This window comes from Salinicola sp. CR57 (assembly GCF_003206585.1).
Lineage (GTDB): Bacteria > Pseudomonadota > Gammaproteobacteria > Pseudomonadales > Halomonadaceae > Salinicola > Salinicola lusitanus.
The window spans coordinates 616,591-638,263 of record NZ_PZJL01000005.1 but is presented as its reverse complement, the minus strand read 5'-3'; the positions used below and the strand labels follow the sequence as shown (position 1 = coordinate 638,263).

Below are 21,673 nucleotides of genomic sequence, written 5' to 3'. Positions count from 1 at the left end.
GGCGGCTCAGAGAGCCGCCCTTTTTTTGCATCCGCCGCCAGGATCGTCGCCCCCGGGTCCGGGTCAGCGCCACAGCGCACCGACCGGGGTCTCCCAGTCGTAATGATAAAGAATCTGCGCCTGCAAGAGCTCCGCCGTCGCCAGCGAATCGACCAGCGCATGGTGCCCGGTGTACGCCGGGAGATGATAGCGCTGGCGACTTTCGTGCAACCGAATCGACGCCATCGGCCGTCCCGCCCAGCGACGCAGCCTTGCCCACCACGACTGGCGGTGAATCCGCGCTTCCAGCGACATGGTATCGATCATCGGCATCAGCAGACCCTCACCCAACCGCTCGCGTACCGCCGCGTCTAGGAACGTTCGCTCCAACTGGCGATAGTGCACGACGACCAGCCGGCCGGCGAGAGAGGCCAGCAGCTCATCGATGATCGCCGCGAAATCGGGGGCGCCCGCCACCTCGGCATGGGTGATGTGGTGAAAGGCCACCGATTCGTCGCTGAGCTTGCGGCGCGGCGACAGCACCCAGTAGCGGCCGTCCGCCGGGCGGATTCGGGACAGGGTGAACGGCATCACCCCGACGCTGACGATATCGTGGCGGCTGCTATCCAGGCCAGTGGTCTCGAAGTCCATCGCGACCAGCGGCGCCTGGCCGATCGGAGTATCCGGGTCGAGCGTCCCCCGGGTGAAGAAATCGGCCAACCGGGATTCGCGAGCCTGCTGCGCGCGGGAGGCCATGTAGTCCGGCCAGGTCGGCTGAGACGGCCTTCTTGCGCCGGCACGGAAGGTCATCGGCGGCTCCGCTGCTCTTCGGAGCCACCGCTCGCCCTGGAGGAGCCCGACCGGGACGGCATGGTGTATCGGAAGGAGAGGAATTTCTGAGCGTTGCTGATCGCCTCGAAGGCATCCTTCAGATGGTGCCGTTCCCGGCTGCCGATGTTTTCGGGGTCGACGCTGTTGTCGGGCTCGACGCCCCGCTCGATCGCATCGGCCTGATGGCGAATACGGACCATCGACATGAACTCGAAGGCGTAACGCAGACGCTCGGTGACGCCATCGGCTAGCAGTTTGGTCTGGGCGATGTCATCGAGACGGGCAAAGCTGTTCTGCGCCTTGGAGCCGCAGGCCAGCGCATGCACGCGCACCAGATCGGTCAGCGGCGCGGTCCCCCGGCGCTTGAGGTTGATCGACTTGCGGTGTTCGCCATCCTGCTCCATGACGAACTGCCGGAAGAATCCCAGCGGCGGCGTGCGATTCTTGGCGTTGCGCGCCAATGCGGCCAGGAAGACCGGCCGCTGCGGTGCCAACTCGGCGATCAGGTCCTGCAACGCTTCGACCATGGGCGTCTCGCCATGCACCGGCGCCAGGTCGAAGAAGATGGAGCTGTGCAGCAGCCGCTCGCCGTTGGGTTCGTCCATCCACTCGGTGAAATAGCGTTTCCACACCTGCAGCGGCTTTCGCCAGCGCGGATTGGTCGCCATCACGTCGCCCTTGCAGTACGGATAGCCGCAGGCGTCCAGGCCGTCGCAGACGAAGCTCGCCAGCGCCTCGAAATACTCTCCATGCTGCTCGGGGTCGTAGTCGTCATGAAGAACCAGCGCGTTGTCCTGATCGGCATTGATGGTGGGCTCCTCCCGCGCCATCGATCCCAGCACCATGAAGCAGTAGGGTACCGGTGCCGGGCCCAGCTCGGCCTCCGCCAACTCGATCAGGCGCTGCGTGAACGCCCGTCCTATCGTCGCCAGCGCCCGGCAGACCATCTCGGAGTTGGCGCCGTCGGCGACCATGCGCACGAACCCCGTGCCCACCTCCGGCGCCAGCCGTGCCAACTGCTCGGGCGTGTTCTGAACGAAGATGTTGTTGACCAGGAACAGGCTGCTGTGGGTCTCGTGGCGAACGATATCGGAGAGGTGCAATACGCCGACCGGCTGACGACGGTGCAGTACCGGCAGGTGGTGAACCTGATTGCGCAACATGCACAGCATCGCCTCGTAGACCGATTCATCGGACTGGATGACGATGACTCTCCGCGACATGACCTCGCCCACCGGGGTCTGGGCCGACTTGCCCTCCGCCAGCACCCGGGTGCAGAAATCGCGGTCGGTCAGAATGCCGTTGAGCTGCCAGTGCCGGCCGTCGGGGCCGGTGAAGGTATAGGCGGAATGAGTTTCGGTGACATCGACCACCAGCACGCAGGTGACGTTGGCATCGCGCATCTGCCGGGCCGCCTGCTGCAGGGACATGGAAGCTTCGACCATCTGCGGCTGCCGGCTGATCAGCTTGCGCACCCGGGTCGTCATCAGGCCGCTGTCGTCGCGCTGCTGCTCCACCGTCACCTTGAGACGCTGGCCACCGGTCTCGACGAACTCGGCGAAGTCGTCGTCCTCCTCGCAGATCGCCTCGAACACATCGCCGGGGATGAAATAGATCAGCGTGTCCTCGATGGCGCTGACCGGGTAGCGCACCCGACGGTTGCTGCGCAGCAGATCCGAGTAGCCGAAGATGTCGCCTTCGCTCAGGCGATTGAACAGCCGGCCGCTGCGCTGGTACATCTCCACCGCCCCGCTGCGGATGTACCACAGCGCTTCGACCGGCTGATCCTTGACCAGCAGCTCGCTGCCGGCCTGGAAATAGCGGATTTCGACCTCTCCGGCGATGCGGTCGAGCAGCGCATCGGGAAGATCGTCGAACGGCGCGAACTGCGCCATGTGGCCACGGATATCCAACTGCTCAACGTTCATGCGCCTCTCCCGTCGCGAGCTCTCATTGTCGAAGCGCCGCAAGATGGCGTCAACGACGGTTTGGCCGCTATCCGGTTGATCTATCGATGGAAACGTCGCAAGTGTCGCCCGAGAGGGAGAAAAGACCAGCCATCGCGCCTCGTGAACCCCGAGTGCCGAGGTCGCCGCCGGCGGCCGGCTTCAGGCGCTGTCGGCCCGGGAGAGCGGTGTGGGGTGCTTGCCCTCGACCCAGCCCAGGCTGCCACTATCGGTCGGCTTGAACCAGTCGAGACGCGAGGCCAACTCGACCACACTGCCGACGACGATCAGCGTTGGCGGTCGCGGCTGATGCCCGGCGAGGCTATCCGGCAGCCGTGCCAGCGTGCCCAGATGCACGCGCTGATTGGCGGTGGTGCCCTGCTCGATCAGCGCCAGAGGGGTGTCCGCTTCCAGCCCATGTGCCACCAGCCGTTCGCGAATCAGCGCCAGCGCACCCAAGCCCATGTAGAAGACCAGGGTCTGACCGCTGCGGGCCAGCGCCGGCCAGTCGAGATCGCAACTGCCGTTCTTGAGATGGCCGGTGACGAAACGCACCGATTGGGCATGGTCGCGATGGGTCAGCGGCAGACCGGCATAGGCCGCACAGCCGGAAGCGGCGGTAATCCCCGGCACGACATCGAATTCGATCCCGGCGGCGACCAGCGCCTCGAGCTCTTCCCCGCCACGACCGAAGATGAACGGATCGCCGCCCTTCAGCCGAACCACCCGATTACCCGCCCTGGCCCAATCGACCAGCGCCTGGTTGATGCCCTCCTGGGGCACACTGTGTCGAGACCGCGCCTTGCCGACGTAGAAACGCCTGGCATCGGGCCTGGCCAGGGCCAGGATCTCCTGGCTGACCAGCCGATCATGGATGACGATATCCGCCTGCTGCAGCTGCCTCAGGGCTTTCAGCGTCAGCAGCTCCGGATCCCCAGGGCCAGCCCCGACCAGCGAGACGTGGCCGCGCCGCCAGCTCCCCGCAGCCAACCCTGCCGCGTTCTCGGCCGCGTCCCGAGTGGTTACCCGAGGCGGCAGGCGCACGCTGCAAAGCGTCGGATGCGACGGTACGAAGACCGCTACACCGGCCTCCCGCGCCCGCGTGGCCACCTGATGATCGCGCGCGGCGTCGCCACTGGCCACGAGCCATAGCTGGCCAGCCCGCGGCAGCGGCTCGTCGTTGCGCTCCGCCCAGCCCTGGCTCTGGCAAAGCGCTGCCAGTGCTGGCATCGTCGAGCCGGCGTGCACGGTCACCCGCGGCATCAGCCCGGCGACACGCTGAGCCAGCGCCAGCGCCTCGCTGCCGCCACCGATCAGGTGCACGTCGAGCTGCGACGGGTCGTACTGCAGAGTCAGGGAGTCGGTCACGAATCGAGCCGTCATTGGAGTGGGAAGGGGCGGACTTAGATCGAAAAGCCGAAAAACACATCACGCTTATAGCGAAAGTGTAAGAGCACGACACCGGCAAACGAAGGAACGCTTTTTTTTAGGGTTATAACCAAACGTGCCCTGGCCGCCCTTCACCGACCAGGACACGTGCCCCATCTACTCGACGTTGAGACGCGTCAAGCCACCCATGTAGGGCGACAGCGCTGCCGGCACGTCCACACTGCCGTCGGCGTTCTGGTAGTTTTCCAGCACCGCCAGCAGGCAGCGCCCTACCGCCAGTCCGGAGCCATTCAGGGTATGTACCAGCTGCGGCTTCTTCTGTCCGGGGCTGCGGAAGCGCGCCTGCATCCGCCGCGCCTGGAAATCCTCGCAGTTGGAGACCGAGGAGATCTCGCGATAGGTCTGCTGGCTCGGCAACCACACTTCAAGATCGTAGGTCTTGGTCGCGCTGGCGCCCATGTCGCCAGTACACAGGGTCACCACACGATACGGCAGCTCCAGCGCCTGCAGGATCGCCTCGGCGTGGCCGCGCATCGCCTCCAGCGCCTCGTAGCTGGTCTCGGGGTCGACCACCTGCACCATTTCGACCTTGTCGAATTGATGCTGGCGAATCATCCCGCGCGTATCCCGGCCGTAGGCACCCGCCTCGCTCCGGAAGCACGGCGTGTGGGCGGTCAGCTTCAGCGGCAGCGCATCGTGTTCGAGGATCTCGTCGCGGACGAAGTTGGTCAGCGGCACCTCGGCGGTGGGGATCAGGTAGTAGTCGCTGTCGCCGAGCTTGAACAGATCCTCGCCGAACTTGGGCAACTGGCCCGTTCCAGTCAGCGTCTCGGCGTTGACCATGTAGGGCACGTAGCACTCTTCGTAGCCGTGGTCCCGGGTCTGGGTGTCGAGCATGAACTGCGCCAGCGCCCGATGCAGCCGGGCGATCGGCCCGCGCATCACGGCGAAACGCGAGCCGGTCAGCTTGGTCGCCAGCTCGAAGTCGAGATAACCGAATCGGGCCCCGAGATCGACGTGATCACGCACCTCGAAATCGAACTCGCGCGGGGCGCCCCAGCGGTGCAGCTCGACATTGTCGCTCTCGTCCGCGCCCTGCGGCACGTCTTCATGGGGCAGGTTGGGCAGCCCCGCGACAAGATCCTCCCAGGCCTGCTGCACCTCGCCGAGCTCGCGCTTGGCGGCATCGAGATCGTCGCCGAGCTGGCCCACCTCCGCCAGCAGCGGCTGGATGTCCTCGCCGGCGGCCTTGGCCTTGCCGATCGACTTGGAACGCACGTTACGCTCGTTCTGCAACTGCTCGGTCCGCGTCTGCAGCTCGCGACGGCGGGACTCGAGCGACTCGAGCTGCGCGATGTCGAGAGTGAAGCCCCGCAGGGCCAGGCGCTGGGCGACTAACTGCGGATCGCTGCGCAACAGCTTGGGATCGAGCATGACGAAATTCCGTTGGTTGAAATCGAAGACCGTGACGACAGGAATCGACCGAAGACGCACGACGACAGACGAACGTGTTGATGGTCATTCTTTGCGAGAGGAATATTGTAGGGAAAACCCCTCCCCGGCACCATGCGCCTCCAGGGATTCGTGTCACATCGCCGCTTGGCACGCTAAACTGTTGCCCCCCGAGCGCCCGTGGCGCCATGAACCGGTTCCCGCCATGCCCGCGGTGCCGGCAATCGACAACCCATCGGATGGATCGCCATCCGATGAAGGCCGCCTGACCGGCCCGACGTGATGGCTTGATACATGACAATGATGACACGCCTTGACCCGACCAGCGCGGAACTGACGTTGCCCGAGCGCTATCGCCGATTCCTCGCCGAGCTGGCGACGACCGACTTCGGCGGCGATATCGCCGACGATGCCGCCAACCGCACCGTACTGGCCACCGACAACTCGATCTATCAGCGTCTGCCGATGGCAGTCCTTTATCCCCGCGATGCCGCCGATCTGCAGCGGATCGCCCGGCTCATGGCCCAGGAGGCGTATCGCGACATCGCGCTCGCGCCCCGTGGGGGCGGCACCGGCACCAACGGCCAGTCGCTGACCGACGGCCTGGTGGTGGATGTCTCCCGCCACATGAACCGGATCGTCGAGATCGACGTCGAGAACCGCCGCGTGCGCGTCCAGGCCGGGGTGGTCAAGGATCAGCTCAACGCCGCACTCAAGCCCCACGGGCTGTTCTTCGCCCCGGAGCTCTCCACCTCCAACCGCGCCACCATCGGCGGCATGATCTCCACCGACGCCAGCGGCCAGGGCAGCTGCGAGTACGGCAAGACCCGCGACCACGTCCTCGCGCTCGATGTCGTGGTACCCGGTGGCGAACGGTTCGAGAGTCGACCGCTGGACGCCGCCGAGCTGACTAGCGCATGCCAGCGTCAGGACCGGATCGGCGAGATCCATCGCGCGGTCAGCGGCATCGCCGACGCCGAACGCGAGCGGATCGATGCCATCTTCCCGCCGCTCAATCGCTGCCTGACCGGCTACGACCTGGCCCATCTGGTCGACGACCAAGGGCACTTCGACCTCAACAGCGTGCTGTGCGGATCGGAAGGTTCGTTGGCGCTGCTCAACGAGGCCACGCTCAATGTCCTGCCGCTTCCCCGGCACTCGACCCTGGTCAACGTGCGCTACGCGGGTTTCATGGAGGCGCTGCGCGATGCCAAGGCGCTGATGTCGGAAGGCGATCCGACCTCGATCGAGACCATCGACGACCACGTGCTGACGCTGGCGATGGAGGATTTCGTCTGGGATAGCGTGGCGGAATTCTTCCCTGTCGCCGTCGCTGACAGCGGCGAGCGCGGGACGCCGATTCGTGGCATCAACCTGGTCGAGTTCAACGATGACGATCCGGCCCGGCTGGCCGAGCGGGTACGCGCCTTCACCGATCACCTGGGCGCGGACACCAGCGTCGAGCGGCTCGGCTACACCCTGGCCGAGGGCCGTGCGCAGATCGGCCGGGTCTATGCCATGCGCAAACGGGCGGTGGGACTGCTCGGCAACGCCCGCGGCGAACAGCGTCCGATCCCGTTCGTGGAGGACACGGCGGTACCGCCGGAATGCCTGGCCGACTATATCGGCGAGTTCCGCCAATTGCTGGACGCACGCGGCCTGGCGTACGGGATGTTTGGCCATGTCGATGCCGGCGTGCTCCATGTTCGCCCGGCCATCGACATGAAGGATCCGGATCAGGCGCGCCTGATCCGCGAGATCTCCGACGAGGTGGCGGCACTCACCCAGCGTTACGGCGGGCTGCTGTGGGGCGAGCACGGCAAGGGGGTCCGGTCCGAGTACTCGCCGCGCTTCTTCGGCGAGCTCTATCCGGCGCTACAGCGGGTCAAGGCCGCCTTCGATCCTTACAACCAGTTCAATCCGGGCAAGATCGCGACCCCGCTGGCGGAAGGCACTACCGGCATCGTCGATGGTCACGACCCCGGGCTTCTGACCATCGACGGGGTGACCACCCGCGGCGAGCTGGACCGCCAGATCGACGAGCGGGTGTGGCAAGAGAACGCCAGCGCGGTCTACTGCAACGGCAACGGTGCCTGCTACAACTACGATCCCGACGATGCCATGTGCCCGTCGTGGAAGGCGACCCGCGAGCGGGTGCACTCGCCGAAGGGCCGCGCCAGCCTGATGCGCGAGTGGCTACGCCGCCAGGGCGAAGCCGGGGTGGACGTGACCGAGGTGAGCCGGGCCCAGCGCCGTAGCGGCCTCGGCGCCTGGCTGCTGGCCCAGCCCGGCAAGATCGGGCGGGCGATCGCCCGGCAGCGTGGCGAGACCGACTTCTCCCACCAGGTCTACGACGCCATGGCGGGCTGCCTGGCGTGCAAGTCCTGCGCCGGCCAGTGCCCGATCAAGGTCGACGTGCCCGACTTCCGTGCCCGCTTTCTCGAAAGCTATCACAGCCGCTACGGTCGACCGCTGCGCGACTACCTGATCGGCGGGCTCGAGTTCGTGGTGCCGCACCTTCGCTCGGTGGCGCCGCTCTACAACGCGCTGCTCGGCAACCGGCTGGTCGACCGCTTCCTGGCCAAGGGCGTCGGCATCGTCGACAGCCCGAGACTCTCCCGCGCCAGACTCGACAAGACGCTCGACGCCTGGGGCATTGCCGAAGCCACGCCGCTGACGCTGGGCCGGCTGACGGCGCACCAGAAAAGCCGCAGCGTGGTGCTGGTGCAGGACGCCTTCACCAGCCATTTCGAGTCACGGCTGGTGATGGATGTCGTCGAACTGCTGGCACGCCTCGACATCCGTGTCTTCGTGGCCCCGTTCGGGCCCAACGGCAAGCCGCTGCACGTGCAGGGATTTCTCGGCCGCTTCGAGCGGGTCGCCGAGCGGCAGACCGACCGGCTCCGGGCGCTGTCGCGCTTCGGCGTACCGCTGGTGGGCATCGATCCGGCGATGACGCTCACCTATCGCCAGGAGTACGTCAAGACACTCGGCCCGCAGGCGGTGCCGGAGGTGCTGTTGCTGCAGGAGTGGTTGCTATCGCTGGGGCGATCGGTCCTGCCGCAGGGCTTTAACAGCCAGCGCATCGATCAGGCCGATCCCGGCTACCGCCTGCTGAGTCACTGCACCGAGAAGACCAACGCTCCAAGTAGCCCCAGGGGCTGGCAGCAGCTGTTCGAGCGCTTCGGCCTCTCGCTGGAGCTGGTCGACACCGGCTGCTGCGGCATGTCCGGCACCTATGGCCATGAGGCGCGTCATCGCCAGACCTCGGAGACGATCTACGACCTCTCGTGGCGCGAGCCGGTCGAGAACCAAGCCAACACCGGCCGGCTGCTGGCGACGGGCTACTCCTGTCGCAGCCAGGTCAAGCGGCTCTCCGATCAGGCGTTGCCCCATCCACTGCAGGCTTTGCTGAAGCGCGTCAGGATCGCCGGCGCCGCCTCGTGACGACGAGACCGGGCGGATAAGCCATTGGCGAATGCGTGCGGGCATTGATCTCGTGCCATACTTGGCCGACTCATGCCCGGTCGCTTCACGTTCTGGCCCGTCGCTTCCCGTTCTAGATAGGAGCGCGCTTCATGTCGAGCAGTTGGATCCTGATCAATTTCATCGCCATCTGGACAGTGGCTGCCGTCACCCCGGGGCCTAATTTCTTCCTGACGCTACAGACCGGGATCGTCCACGGGCGCCGGGCGGCGATGATTGCCGTCGCCGGGCTCGCCTCGGGTACTTTCGCCTGGGGGCTGTTCGGCTACTTCGGCATTGCGCTGCTGTTTGCGCTGGCGCCGTGGCTCTATCTCACGCTCAAGCTGTTCGGTGGCGCCTACCTACTGTTTCTCGGCGGCCGCCTGATTCTGCATAGCTTCCGCGGCCCAGGCGATGACACGCCCCATAGGCATCTCGTGCTACCCGACGGCCAGGTCTATCGCCGGGGGCTGCTCACCGGCGCGTCGAACCCGAAGACGGCACTGTTCGTGAGCAGCCTGTTCGCTTCGACGCTGCCGGCCCATGCCCCGATGTGGATGGGCGTCGTCTGTATCGCCGCGATGCTGACGATCTCCGTGTGCTGGTACAGCTTGATCGCACTCGCCTCCACCACGCCGCGCCTGCGGGCCCTGTATCGGCGCACACGGCACTGGATCGAGCGTTGCGCTGGCGCCGTCTTCATCGGCTATGGCGGCCGACTGATCACGCTGCGCTGAGGTTGCGGCACCTGAGTGCAGCGGGGTTGTCGATCTGGCCATTGCGATGACGCCCCAAATCAGCGGCCACGAGACCGTCTGAAGCGGTACCCTGCAACCGCATGACTCAACGGCCGCCGACCACCCGAGCCGCCGCGCTCCGCTTCCTCCAGGTTCGACGGCAAACCTTTCATCCGGAGCCCGTTACATCATGTCCGACACGCTTCACCTCGTCTGCCCCCATTGCCATGCCGTCAATCGCGTCGCCAACGTGCGCCTGACGGAAGCTCCCCGCTGCGGACAGTGCCACAACGCGCTGTTCACCGGCGAGCCACTGGCGCTGGACTCCGCCAACTTCGACCGCCACCTGTCGCGCAGCGATCTGCCACTGCTGGTCGATTTCTGGGCCGACTGGTGCGGCCCCTGCAAGGCGATGGCGCCGGGGTTCGCCAAGGCCGCGGGCGAGCTCGAGCCCCACCTGCGCCTAGCCAAGCTGGATACCGAAGCGGCCACCGATATTGCATCGCGCTTCGGCATCCGCAGCATCCCGACGCTGATCCTATTCCGCGACGGCCACGAGATCGCACGCCAGGCGGGCGCCATGGGGCGGGCGGACATCGTCGCCTGGGCCCGGCGACAACTCGCCACACCCTGATCCCCCCTCCGGCTCACGATTCGGCATTGCATCCATGCAGTGCCGCCGCTAGTCTGCGCGCCTTTTGCCACGCACCGGAGAGACCCCATGGAAAACGCCGCCCTTGCCCTGACCGGCATCGGCCTGCTGGCGCTGGGCTGCCAATGGCTCGCCTGGCAGATCCGGGTGCCGGCCATCCTCCCGCTGCTGATCGCCGGTATCGCCGCCGGGCCGATCACCGGCGTGCTCGACCCCGATGCGGTGCTCGGCGACCTGCTGTTTCCGCTGGTCTCCCTGGCGGTCGCGGTGATCCTGTTCGAGGGCGCATTGACCCTCGACTTCCGGGAACTGCGGGGCCACGGCCGCACCGTCAGCCGGCTGGTGACCTGGGGTGCGTTGATCACCGCACTGCTGGCCATCGTGGCCGCGCACCTGATCCTCGGACTCTCCTGGGAGATGGCCAGCGTCCTGGGCGCGCTACTGGTCGTGACCGGACCGACGGTGGTCCTGCCGCTGCTGCAGTCGCTGCGCGCCCGTGAGCACGTCAGCCAGATCCTGCGCTGGGAAGGCATTCTGATCGACCCGATCGGCGCCATCGGCGCGGTCCTCGTCTACGAGTTCGTCGCGCTGGGACTCTCCAACGGCGCAGCGACCCACACCTTGGTGAGCTTTGCCCAGACCGCAGTGATCGGCTTCGGCCTGGGAACGGCGGGCGGCTATCTATGGGGCAGCGTGCTGCGCCACTACTGGCTGCCGCAGCGCCTGCACAGCTTCGGCACCCTGATGATCATGCTGACGCTGTTCACCGCCTCGAACCTGCTGTTCCACGAGTCCGGCCTGCTGACCGTCACCGTCATGGGCGTATGGATGGCCAATATGCGCGGGGTGCCGACGCAGCCGATCCTGGAGTTCAAGGAGACGCTGTCGATCCTGCTCATCTCGGGACTGTTCATCCTGCTGGCCGCGCGGCTTAGCCTGGCGCAGTTGGGCCTCCTGTCGTGGGAGGCGTGGGCATTCCTGGCCGTGCTGGTGTGGGTCGCGCGACCGCTGGCGGTGTGGGTCTGTACCTGGGGGAGTTCGCTCAACTGGCGGGAGAAGGCACTGCTGGCCTGGCTCTCCCCCCGCGGCATCGTCGCCGCGGCGGTGGCCTCGCTGTTCGCGATCCGGCTCGAGGCGCTGGAAGTGCCGGGTGCGGAGCTGCTGGTCCCGATCACCTTTCTGGTGATCATCAGTACCGTCGTGGTGCAGAGCTTGTTCTCGCGCCCGCTGGCACGGTTTCTGAAGGTGGACGCGCCGACGGCGTCGGGCTTCCTGATCATCGGCGCCAACCCAGTGGCGCGAGCCTTTGGCAGCGCGCTGCAGGAAGCCGGCTTCGCGGTGCGACTGTGCGACCATAACTGGGATGCGATTCAGGAGGCGCGGATGGCCAGCCTCCCTACCTACTACGGCAACCCGCTGTCGGAGCATGCCGCCCAGCATCTGGGGCTGACGGGCATCGGTCATCTACTGCCGCTGTCGCCCTACCGCGAGCTCAACAATCTCGCCGCGCTGCACTTCGAACATACTCTCGGTCACGGCAACGTCTTTCGACTGGCGGTGGAATCCTCCCGCAACGCCCGTCGCCACCATCAGCAGGCACTGGCCCACCTGCCGCTGCTGTTCGACGGCCACACCACCTTCACCCGCCTCTCCAGCCTGATCGGCCAGGGCGCGGTGATGCGCCACGCCAAGATCAGCGACAACTTCGACATCGAGGATTACCGTGGCATCCATCAGGACCGGCTGTTGACGCTGTTCACGCTCTCCGCCAGCGGCCGCATCCGCATCGCCACCTCGGCCAAGCCGCTCAATCCGAAAGCGGGCGACACCCTGATCAGCCTGATCTTCCCCGACTCGCCCGAGTTCTGATCGCTCCCGACCGGTGGCGGCCCGCGGCCGGCCATTGGTTCCCTCCAAGCAAAGCGCCGTTCCCCGGGCTCGGGAAGCGGCGCTCGAATGCCGGCGACGATGACGTCAGCGGCTAGAAAAACATCCGGCGCAGCGCGCTACCGGGCTCTTCCTCGCGCATGAACGCCTCGCCCACCAGAAAGGCGTTGACGTCGAACTCCCGCATCCGTTCGACATCGTCACGGCTGTGGATGCCGGACTCGGTGACGACCGTGACGCCCTGGGGAATCCGCTTCAGCAGTTCGAAGGTGGTATTCAGCGAGGTCTCGAACGTACGCAGATCGCGGTTGTTGATACCCACCAGCGGCAGATCCAGCATCAGCGCTCGCTCGAGCTCGAAGATGTCGTGCACCTCCACCAGCACGTCCATGCCCAGCGCCGTTGCCTGCTGATGGAGATCCTTGAGCTGCCCATCGCTCAGCGCCGCCACGATCAACAGGATACAGTCGGCACCGATGCCTCGGGCTTCCGCGACCTGATAGCTGTCGATGATGAAATCCTTGCGGATCACCGGCAGCTCGCAGGCCTCGCGCACGGCAATCAAGTGATCCTCGTGACCCTGAAAATAGTCGGCGTCCGTCAGTACCGACAGGCAGCTCGCGCCTGCCGCGGCATAGTCGACCGCGATCTCCGCGGGTCGAAAGTCTTCGCGAATGACACCCTTGGAGGGCGACGCCTTCTTGATCTCGGCGATGACGGCGGGGTCACCGCCCTCGATACAGGCATCGAGGGCGGCCACGAAACCTCGTGGCGGCGCCTGGGATTTCGCCCGCTCCAGCCACGCCTGCTCGCTGACGACAGGTCGGCGCTCGGCAATCTCCTCGCGCTTGCGCGCCAGTATCTTGGCCAGGATGGTCGGCAGTTCACTATCGGCGACATCGGTCATGTAGCGGTTCCTGTTGGAATTGTTGGGCGAGAGCTCACTCGGCGAAGACACGAGTGAAATCGGAAAGCTCCTTGAGCTTCTCCAGCGGCAGTTTGGAAGCCTGGGCGTCCTGGGCCATCAACACGCCCTCTTTCAGCGAATCGGCGATGCCAGCGGCAAACAGCGCCGCCCCCGCGTTGAGCGCGACGATATCGCCGGCCACGCCCTTGCCCACCAGCGCCTCCTTGACCAGCTTGAGGCTGTCTTCGGCGGTCACGACCTTCAGCGATTCGAGCGATTGACGCTCGATGCCCAGCGACTCGGGAGTGATCGTGTATTCGTGGATCTCGCCATCGCGAAGTTCGGCCACCCGAGTCGGCGCCGCTACCGAGATTTCGTCCAGACCATCCTCGGCATGAACGACCAGCACGTGCCGGCTGCCCAGCTTGCGTAGCGATTGCGCCACCAGCGGCACGAGATGGGGCGCGTAGACACCCAGCAGCTGGTTGGGCGCGCCCGCCGGGTTGGTCAAAGGCCCCAGAATGTTGAAGACCGTGCGCACCCCCATCTCCCGGCGCGGGCCGATGGCATGACGCATCGCCTGGTGGTGACGCGGCGCGAACATGAATCCGACGCCCACCTGCTCGATACAGCGGGCGATGGTCGCGGCGTCGAGGTCGAGATAGATCCCTGCGACGTCAAACAGATCCGCGCTGCCGGCTGAAGACGAGACGCCGCGGTTGCCGTGCTTGGCGACGTGGCCGCCAGCAGCCGCGACGACGAAACTCGATGCGGTGGAGACGTTGAAGAGGTTGGCACCATCGCCGCCGGTGCCGACGATATCGACGACATTGTCACAGCCGATCGATACCGGCTGCATCAGCTCGCGCATGACCTGCGCCGCCGCCGTGATCTCATCGGCGGTTTCACCTTTCATCGCCAGGCCGATCAGGAAGCCGCCGATCTGCGCTTCGGTGGCCTCCCCCGTCATGATCGCCTGCATGATGGCGTGAGTGTCCTCGTAGCTGAGGTCCTGGCGACGCATGACCGCGCCAATGGCATCCCGCATTTGCATGTTGGCTCCTCGCCTGTTCCAGTTAGCCGCGTCGTTTGAGGAAATTCGCCAGCAGCTCGTGTCCTTGGCGAGATAGAATCGATTCGGGGTGAAACTGCACCCCTTCGATATCCAGCGTCTTGTGCTTCAATCCCATGATCAGTCCTGGCGTCGGATCGTCGTCGCCGACCCAGGCGGTGACTTCGAGACAGTCGGGCAGCGTCGCGGCATCCACCACCAGCGAGTGATACCGGGTCACCTCGAGCGGGTCCTCGAGGCCCTCGAAAACCCCTTCCCCGCGGTGCCGAACGCGGGACGTCTTGCCATGCATCACCTGTGGCGCGCGTACCACATCACCCCCGTAGACCTGACCGATGGCCTGGTGCCCCAGGCAGACGCCCAGTATCGGGATCCTGCCGGCGAAGTGGCGGATCGCCTCCATTGCTATTCCGGCTTCATTGGGCGTGCACGGACCGGGCGACACCACGAGATGAGTCGGCTCACGCTGTTCGAGACCGGCAATATCCGTCTCGTCGTTGCGCACGGTCACGACATTCGCCCCCAACTCTCCCAAGTACTGGACGATGTTGAAGGTGAAGCTGTCGTAATTGTCGATCATGAGGACTGACATGGTGCAAGCTCCTGATATTCATACTAGATCGAGTAAAGGCCGTGATTGCTTACCCAGGTGATTACCCAAGTCGATCATTCCACCTATGCCAAACCCCACGAAGCGCAGCAGACAAACGAAAAATGCCGCCCCGAGGGACGGCATTTTCTACAGACGTCGGCATGCCGCCCTTGGATCAAAGGCGCCACCACCACTGGTTCGGTCTGTGCGTCGGATTCATGTTCATGGGCCGTATAGTGCCGTGGAGCGCCAATCACTGTCAACGCCGCCCTGCCGGGCATCGCGGCCGGGTATCTACCGCCCCTTCTGAGCCGCGACATCTCATCCAGAGGCGTGGTTCGGCGTCCGGATAGCGGGTTACTCCTCGTGGACGCCCGTATCGAGATCCATCAACAAGTCGTCGATGTCGGGGAAGATGGGCTCGACCGCCGACTGGCCCGACCGCCTTGGGCCTAGGTGGACTCGCAGGAACTGCCAGAAAACCAGGCCATAGCGGTCCATGTAGTGGCCGACTCGGGACTGCATCGGTACACCCTCGCCCCTGGCGAGACGTTCGGCCAGAAAAGGAACGAGCCGCACCTGGAGTCCTTCGAAAGCCTCCATGTCCGACGAGGCCTCGACCACCAGACCAGGCAGCGCGGGCACCAGCGCCTCCCAGCGTTGTCGGGACATTGCCGCCGGCCGGATCACAACATCGAAAACGAACTCTCGCATACTCCCCCCAAAACCATCGCGGCCAATCAGAAACGGTCACCGGCACCCGCTGGCCACCTAGCACATTGTGCGAGAGGCACGCGACATCAAATGGATAAGGAGCCGTCATCAAGCGGACCAATTCATTCCCGAGGAGGACAAGAGACGGCAATCAGTCGCAACCCCGGTCAGGACGCAGGGGTCAGAGCCGGAATCGGGCAGGGAATATCGCGGTTTCAGGCATGAAAAAGCCGCTTTCACTAAACGTGACAAGCGGCTTCTCATGGAAAATATGGTGGAGCCTAGCGGGATCGAACCGCTGACCTCAACACTGCCAGTGTTGCGCTCTCCCAGCTGAGCTAAGGCCCCAAAAACTTGCTGCCCTGATGGACGCGACGCACTATAAAAGCCCCCTTCCCTCAGGTCAAGCCCTGCTCATCAAGAGGCAACCGTGTCGATGTCGTGGCGACCGCCTTGGAAGCGGGTCGGCGCAAGACTTTGTCGGTCGCAAATTCACCGCCGAACATGGAGTATTTGGTCCAAGAACATGTCACACTACTTGACAGCGCGGAAGTGGAACTTCCCTTCGTAAACGGAGAGGTTCCGATGATAAAGATATTGGCGTTGCTCAGGCTTTCGCCGGCTCGCTGAATGAGAGCGCAACACCAATCATAAACAAGGCTCGCCGCCGGCCGCTGGCACAGCAGTCGACGGCAGGGCCTTCAGGGGCAGCGGGAATCCAGGAGTCATCTTGATCAGGGTATTAGTAGCCGACGATCACCATCTGGTTCGCACGAGTATCGCGCGCGTCATGGCCAGCGAACCCGACATCGAGGTCGTTGCCGAAGCCGACAGCGGAGAAAGTGCGCTACAGAGCTGCCGGGAACATGCGCCGGATATTGCGATGATCGACATTCGAATGCCGGGAATCGGCGGTCTGGAGACCATTCTGAAACTCCTCAAGACCCAGCCCGACACCCGGATCATCGTACTGACAGGGCATGTCGAGGAGAGCACGGCGCAACGCTTGATAGATTCCGGCGTAACCGGCTTCATCAGCAAGGGCACCGAACTGGATCTGATGATCGAGGCCGTACGTCGGGTCGCGGAGGGGAAGCGCTTCATCAGCCCGGACATCGCCCAACGCGTGGTGCTGGCCCGCAGCGAGGGCCGCCAGAGCCCGTTCGACCAGCTCTCCCATCGCGAACTGCAGATCGCGACCATGATCATTCACTGTCACAAGGTCAGCCGTATCTCGGAGCAGCTCTGCCTGAGCCCCAAGACGGTGAATACTTACCGCTACCGGATATTCGACAAGCTGAAAGTGCAGTCCGATGTGGAGTTGACACACCTCGGCCTTCGGCATGGCCTGCTGGACGGTTTCGAACCCAAATCGTGAAGACAAATCGAGTGCGCTGGAAATGCACGGAGCCCACCGTGCTCGTGCGGGACTTTGATATACTCGGGGCATGAGCGAACTCTCGATCGATACCCCATCGCGCTTCGACGCCAAGCACTTCCTGAAATCGGTCTCGGAGTCGCCGGGCGTCTATCGCATGCTCGACGAACAGGCCAACGTGCTCTACGTCGGCAAGGCCAAGCGCCTGAAGCCGCGACTCGCCAGTTACTTCCGCGGCGCCTTGAATACCAAGACCCAGGCGCTCGTAGCACGCATTCAGGACATCCAGATCACGGTCACACGCAGCGAGACCGAAGCCCTGCTGCTGGAGCAGACCCTGATCAAGGAGCTGCGGCCGCCCTACAACATTCTGCTGCGCGACGATAAGTCCTACCCTTACGTCTTCGTTACCGATCGGCACGCCTACCCCGCGCTCGAATTCAAGCGCGTCCGCCAGAAGCGACGCGACGGCCGTTATCTCGGCCCCTACCCGAGCTCGACTGCGGTACGCGAGAGCCTCTCGCTGATGCAGAAGATATTTCGCATCCGCAACTGCGAGGACAGCGTGTTCGCACACCGGCACCGACCGTGCCTGCAATACCAGATCAAACGTTGCAGCGCCCCCTGTGTCGATTACATCAGCGAAGCCGACTATCGCCAGGATATCGAGCACGCCGTGATGTGCCTCGAGGGTCGCAGCGAGCAGGTGACCCAGCAGCTTACCGCAAGCATGGAGCGTGCCAGCGATGCGCTCGACTTCGAGGAAGCGGCACGCTTGCGCGACCAGATCCAGCAACTTCGCCGACTGCAGGAGAAGCAGTTCGTCGATAATGCCGATGGCGATGCCGACATTTTTGCCCTGGCCGAACAGCCCGGCGGGCTCTGTATCAGCGTCCTGTCGATTCGCCAGGGTCGCATGATGGGCGCGCGTCATCACCAGCCCGACAATGGCCTGGATCTGGGGGCCGAGGAGCTGCTCAGCGAGTTCGTCAGCCAGTTCTATCTCGGCCAATCCAAGGAGATCCCGCTCGAGATCATCGCCTCGCACCCGTTGACCGATAGCGAGCTGCTGCAATCGGCATTGAGCGAACACGCCGGTCGGCGCATTCGGGTCGCGTCTCAAGTACGCGGCCACCGCGCCCAGTGGCGACGACTGGCCATCACCAACGCCGAGCAGCACTTGGCGACCCAGCTCGCCAACCGCAGCCAGTTGGGCAAGCGTTTCGAGTCGCTGCGCCAGGCGCTGGATGTACCGGTCGCCCCCGCCCGGCTCGAGTGTTTCGATATCAGCCACAGCCACGGCGAAGCGACCGTGGCTTCCTGCGTCGTGTTCGACCAGAATGGTCCGGCCAAATCCGACTACCGACGCTTCAACATCGAAGGGGTAGCCGCAGGCGACGATTACGCGGCGATGCGCCAGGCCCTGACCCGACGCTTCAAGCGACTGCAGAAAGGTGAAGGCAAGCTGCCCGACATCCTGATCGTCGATGGCGGTAAGGGCCAGTTGAACATGGCCCGGGAGGTGTTGGCCGAACTGGAAGTCGTCGATGTCGCGCTGATCGGCGTCGCCAAGGGAACGACCCGGAAGGCCGGCCTGGAGACACTGTTCATCGAGACGGTGGACCGCACCCTCAACCTCGATACCAGTTCACCGGCACTCCACCTGATCCAGCACATTCGCGACGAGGCCCACCGCTTCGCGATTACCGGCCACCGTCAGCGCCGTGACAAGCAGCGTCGTACCTCCTCGCTGCAGGATATTCCCGGCGTCGGCCCGAAACGTCGCCGAGAGCTGTTACGCTTCTTCGGCGGCCTGCAAGGCGTGCGCAAGGCAACCCGAGACGATCTTTCCCGCGTTCCGGGCATCAACGAGCAGATGGCAGCCACCATACATCAGGCGCTCCATGGATGAGCGCACATAGCAGGCGTAAAATGCCCGACTCTCATCTCCCAGTAAGGACGCTAGCGGCACGATGAACATTCCCAATATGCTCACCCTGGCAAGAATCGTGTTCATCCCGCTAATGGTGGTGTTGTTCTACTTGCCTTACGCCTGGAGCCTGCTGGTGACAGCAGCCCTGTTCGGGCTGGCGGCCATCACCGACTGGCTGGACGGTTACCTCGCCAGGCGCTGGGACCAGAGCACGCCGTTCGGCGCTTTTCTGGATCCCGTCGCGGACAAGGTCATGGTCGCCGTCGCCCTGGCGCTGCTGATCGAGCGCTACGAGGCGTTCTGGCTGACGCTGCCGGCACTGGTCATCATCGGCCGCGAGATCGTGATATCCGCGCTGCGCGAGTGGATGGCGGAGATCGGGCAGCGCAAGCGGGTAGCCGTCTCCTGGATCGGCAAGTCGAAGACCACGCTGCAGATGATCTCGCTACTGCTGCTTCTGGGCTTCCCGCCGCTCACCCCGATTGCCAACATCGGCATCGTGCTGCTCTATGCAGCGGCCAGTCTGACCCTGTGGTCGATGATCCAGTATCTCAGGGCGGCGTGGCCGGAACTCACCCGCTCGCTATAAGCGAAAAGTGACATAAGCGTTTGACAGGTACGCACTTATCCTTATAATGCGACGGCGTGTTCAGCGGGAATAGCTCAGTGGTAGAGCATCGCCTTGCCAAGGCGAGGGTCGGGAGTTCGAATCTCCTTTCCCGCTCCAAACACGAAGTGTCATGGAAACGGTAAGCGAAGGTCGGGAGCTGAAACGCCAGCCCGGTCAATCTTCTTTCCCGCTCCAAACACGAATATCGATCCTGCCGATTCGACGCGAATTGTCATGGTAATGACAGTTCGGAAGACATCTCTGCAGTGAATCGACTAAAGGCTGGATGGCAGAGTGGTTATGCAGCGGACTGCAACTCCGTGTACGCCGGTTCGATTCCGACTCCAGCCTCCACTTCTTCTCGGCGGTGAATCCTTCATGATTCGATCGCCATACTCGGCCACCGGCGCCCTGCCTGAGCAAAGGCCTCCGGAATAAAGTAGCCGAATGCGTCCAGCCCGGATGGCGAAATTGGTAGACGCAAGGGACTTAAAATCCCTCGGTGGCAACACCGTGTCGGTTCGAGCCCGACTCCGGGCACCATATCTATCAATGGTTTACGGGTTTTAGTCCCTCGGCAATGATGCTCCTGGTCGCAGTTTGGTCGCGGAAGGTTGGCAGCTTGCCAGCCACCTGATCCAGCCTTGAGTCGAACATGTGGGCGTATCGACTCGTCACGATCAGACTGCTATGGCCCAGCAAATCCCTCAGTGTTGTCATTGCCTCACCTGCCTCGGCCAGCATCGATGCGTAGCTGTGACGTAGATCGTGAAACCTCACTCCCGGCTTACCGATCGCTATCCTCGCCGCTTCAAATGCCTTCCTCAGCCGATGTGGCGTCGTCACGAACGGCACTGAATCTGTGAGGGCCGCGCCGTCGCCTGGAAGCGGGATCACCCTTGCCTTGCCGCTTTTGGTCTGGCCCGGTTTCAAGATGATGCGGTTTCCATGGATGTTGCTCTGATCGAGCGCCAGTATCTCGCCGCGCCTCATGCCGGTTACCGCTGCCAGAGCGATTATTTTCTTCTCCTCGGCATACTCCTCGGGAACTGCGGATAGCAACTCGCGAAGCTCATCGACTGTGCAGAAGACCTGCCTCGCGTTCTTCGGTGTCGGCTTCCTCAGCTTTCCGTCCAGCGGTTCATCCAGCCAATCCCACTCCCGAAACGCCAGCGAGAGCACACGCTTCACAACCTGGGTTCGATTGTTGATCGTCGACTGACTCTTGCCGGCTTTCCTAAGCTGGCGCTGCATTCTGCGTGCTGCGTCCAGCGTCTCGATCCCCAGCACCGCATCCGGCGCATGCTCGCCAAACCACTCGGCCACGTTGTTGATGTTGCTGGCCTGGCTACTGGTGTCGTACTCATCGATCCAGCGCATCAGCCCATCGGCGAACGTATAGCGCGGCTTTCGCCCCATCTTGCCGTGATATAACGCATCGCCTATCTCTGTCCGGCGCTTGCTGGCGAACTGCTCTGCTTCCTCCTCTGTTCTAAACGTCGTTTGATTTCTGTCGGATCCATTCGTCTCAGTGACGACCCACCTTTCGCGGGACGCACGATAGCGGACGGTGACGCCCATTGTTGATTCTCCCCTTCGGAGGGGCTGCGCTTGCAGCGGTCAATGTATGCCTGCACCGCGTCAGGCTCAAATCGGATGTTACGCCCCAAGGCGACGTAGCCGATCGACTCCTTCACGGCATAGACCTTGCTGGCGCTGATGCCGAGCCGTCGACTGACGTCCCGGGGCGTGAGTAGATCGGCGTTCATCCCATACTCCAGGCGTAAAAAAGCCGCTCTAGGCGGCGTGTGATTATCGATAAGTGACCAGGGCGCTATTCGCCGGTTTCCCGCGGCAGTGCCCACACATACTGCCGCTGGCTCCGGTCGGCCTGCTTGACCAACCCTTTCTGCTCAAGCGACTTCATGGCGCTAAGTACTTTCGGCGTGGCCACAGTTTTCAATTTCTGATCCCGGCGAACCGCGTTCTTAACGACGTAGGTTGGCATCTCGCCACCCCATTTCTTCACTGCATCCAGGCAGTGCTGTTCGAGTGGTGTCAGCATCACTCCCTCCTCGGGCGCCCTCGCGGCCCCACCGGTGTCTCGATCGCTATGCGTATCGCGTCGT

The 21,673-nt window shown here is 64.0% G+C and carries 17 protein-coding genes and 4 tRNA genes; 10 read left to right on the top strand and 11 right to left on the bottom strand.

Annotated elements, in window-relative coordinates:
* Window positions 1-63 precede the first annotated feature (63 nt).
* From DOM56_RS09655 to serS, 4 genes are all read right to left on the bottom strand, one after another.
* Window positions 64-789, bottom strand: coding sequence for a 3'-5' exonuclease (locus tag DOM56_RS09655; protein ID WP_110708562.1), 726 nt, complete (start codon window positions 787-789; stop codon window positions 64-66).
* Complete coding sequence (locus DOM56_RS09650; RefSeq protein ID WP_110708561.1) at window positions 786-2,738, bottom strand: DUF294 nucleotidyltransferase-like domain-containing protein; 1,953 nt, start codon at window positions 2,736-2,738, stop codon at window positions 786-788. The genes DOM56_RS09655 and DOM56_RS09650 overlap by 4 nt, the downstream gene beginning before the upstream one ends.
* A 180-nt stretch (window positions 2,739-2,918) precedes the next feature.
* Entirely contained in the window at window positions 2,919-3,746 is an 828-nt protein-coding gene (gene cobA, locus DOM56_RS09645; RefSeq protein WP_348627106.1) for a uroporphyrinogen-III C-methyltransferase, read from the bottom strand.
* 555 nt (window positions 3,747-4,301) lie between these two features.
* Window positions 4,302-5,579: a serine--tRNA ligase gene (gene serS, locus DOM56_RS09640; RefSeq protein WP_110708560.1), complete on the bottom strand. Its 1,278-nt coding sequence runs from the start codon at window positions 5,577-5,579 to the stop codon at window positions 4,302-4,304.
* 318 nt (window positions 5,580-5,897) lie between these two features.
* Between serS and DOM56_RS09635 the strand changes: the two genes are divergently transcribed.
* The 4 genes from DOM56_RS09635 (at window position 5,898) to DOM56_RS09620 (ending at window position 12,320) form a co-directional block, all read left to right on the top strand.
* Window positions 5,898-9,044 carry an FAD-binding and (Fe-S)-binding domain-containing protein gene (locus tag DOM56_RS09635; RefSeq protein ID WP_110708559.1) on the top strand — a complete coding sequence of 1,049 codons (3,147 nt, stop codon included), beginning with the start codon at window positions 5,898-5,900 and terminating at the stop codon, window positions 9,042-9,044.
* A 131-nt stretch (window positions 9,045-9,175) separates the two neighbouring features.
* Window positions 9,176-9,799: a LysE family translocator gene (locus tag DOM56_RS09630; RefSeq protein ID WP_110708558.1), complete on the top strand. Its 624-nt coding sequence runs from the start codon at window positions 9,176-9,178 to the stop codon at window positions 9,797-9,799.
* Between the two features lie 190 nt (window positions 9,800-9,989).
* Entirely contained in the window at window positions 9,990-10,433 is a 444-nt protein-coding gene (gene trxC / locus DOM56_RS09625) for a thioredoxin TrxC (RefSeq protein ID WP_110708557.1), read from the top strand.
* Window positions 10,434-10,520: 87 nt separating this feature from the next.
* On the top strand, window positions 10,521-12,320 hold the full coding sequence (locus DOM56_RS09620) for a sodium:proton antiporter (RefSeq protein WP_110708556.1): 1,800 nt from the start codon (window positions 10,521-10,523) through the stop codon (window positions 12,318-12,320).
* A gap of 112 nt (window positions 12,321-12,432) precedes the next feature.
* Here the strand turns inward: DOM56_RS09620 and trpC are convergent, their stop codons facing one another.
* From trpC to DOM56_RS09595, 5 genes are all read right to left on the bottom strand, one after another.
* Complete coding sequence (gene trpC / locus DOM56_RS09615; RefSeq protein ID WP_110708555.1) at window positions 12,433-13,245, bottom strand: indole-3-glycerol phosphate synthase TrpC; 813 nt, start codon at window positions 13,243-13,245, stop codon at window positions 12,433-12,435.
* 34 nt (window positions 13,246-13,279) lie between these two features.
* A complete protein-coding gene (gene trpD / locus DOM56_RS09610) occupies window positions 13,280-14,299 on the bottom strand; it encodes an anthranilate phosphoribosyltransferase (RefSeq protein WP_110708554.1) in 1,020 nt (339 codons plus the stop codon).
* Window positions 14,300-14,321: 22 nt separating this feature from the next.
* Window positions 14,322-14,909: an aminodeoxychorismate/anthranilate synthase component II gene (locus DOM56_RS09605; protein WP_110708553.1), complete on the bottom strand. Its 588-nt coding sequence runs from the start codon at window positions 14,907-14,909 to the stop codon at window positions 14,322-14,324.
* A gap of 357 nt (window positions 14,910-15,266) precedes the next feature.
* Window positions 15,267-15,581 (bottom strand): hypothetical protein, encoded by a 315-nt coding sequence (locus tag DOM56_RS09600; RefSeq protein ID WP_157958202.1) that lies wholly within the window; start codon window positions 15,579-15,581, stop codon window positions 15,267-15,269.
* Between the two features lie 314 nt (window positions 15,582-15,895).
* Window positions 15,896-15,971: transfer RNA gene (locus DOM56_RS09595), tRNA-Ala, on the bottom strand.
* A gap of 382 nt (window positions 15,972-16,353) precedes the next feature.
* Between DOM56_RS09595 and DOM56_RS09590 the strand changes: the two genes are divergently transcribed.
* The 6 genes from DOM56_RS09590 to DOM56_RS09565 all read left to right on the top strand — a co-directional run bounded on the left by DOM56_RS09590 (window position 16,354) and on the right by DOM56_RS09565 (window position 20,087).
* Entirely contained in the window at window positions 16,354-17,001 is a 648-nt protein-coding gene (locus DOM56_RS09590) for a response regulator (protein WP_110598303.1), read from the top strand.
* 70 nt (window positions 17,002-17,071) lie between these two features.
* Window positions 17,072-18,913: an excinuclease ABC subunit UvrC gene (gene uvrC / locus DOM56_RS09585; protein ID WP_110598304.1), complete on the top strand. Its 1,842-nt coding sequence runs from the start codon at window positions 17,072-17,074 to the stop codon at window positions 18,911-18,913.
* Between the two features lie 61 nt (window positions 18,914-18,974).
* On the top strand, window positions 18,975-19,523 hold the full coding sequence (gene pgsA, locus DOM56_RS09580) for a CDP-diacylglycerol--glycerol-3-phosphate 3-phosphatidyltransferase (protein ID WP_110708551.1): 549 nt from the start codon (window positions 18,975-18,977) through the stop codon (window positions 19,521-19,523).
* Window positions 19,524-19,586: 63 nt separating this feature from the next.
* Window positions 19,587-19,661 (top strand) — tRNA-Gly (locus tag DOM56_RS09575).
* A 163-nt stretch (window positions 19,662-19,824) separates the two neighbouring features.
* Window positions 19,825-19,898, top strand: a tRNA-Cys gene (locus DOM56_RS09570).
* A gap of 102 nt (window positions 19,899-20,000) precedes the next feature.
* Window positions 20,001-20,087, top strand: a tRNA-Leu gene (locus DOM56_RS09565).
* A gap of 6 nt (window positions 20,088-20,093) precedes the next feature.
* Here the strand turns inward: DOM56_RS09565 and DOM56_RS09560 are convergent.
* Both DOM56_RS09560 and DOM56_RS09555 read right to left on the bottom strand, forming a co-directional pair.
* Window positions 20,094-21,125, bottom strand: coding sequence for a site-specific integrase (locus DOM56_RS09560; RefSeq protein WP_110708550.1), 1,032 nt, complete (start codon window positions 21,123-21,125; stop codon window positions 20,094-20,096).
* A 253-nt stretch (window positions 21,126-21,378) separates the two neighbouring features.
* Entirely contained in the window at window positions 21,379-21,609 is a 231-nt protein-coding gene (locus DOM56_RS09555) for a hypothetical protein (protein ID WP_110708549.1), read from the bottom strand.
* Between the last annotated feature and the right edge of the window lie 64 nt (window positions 21,610-21,673).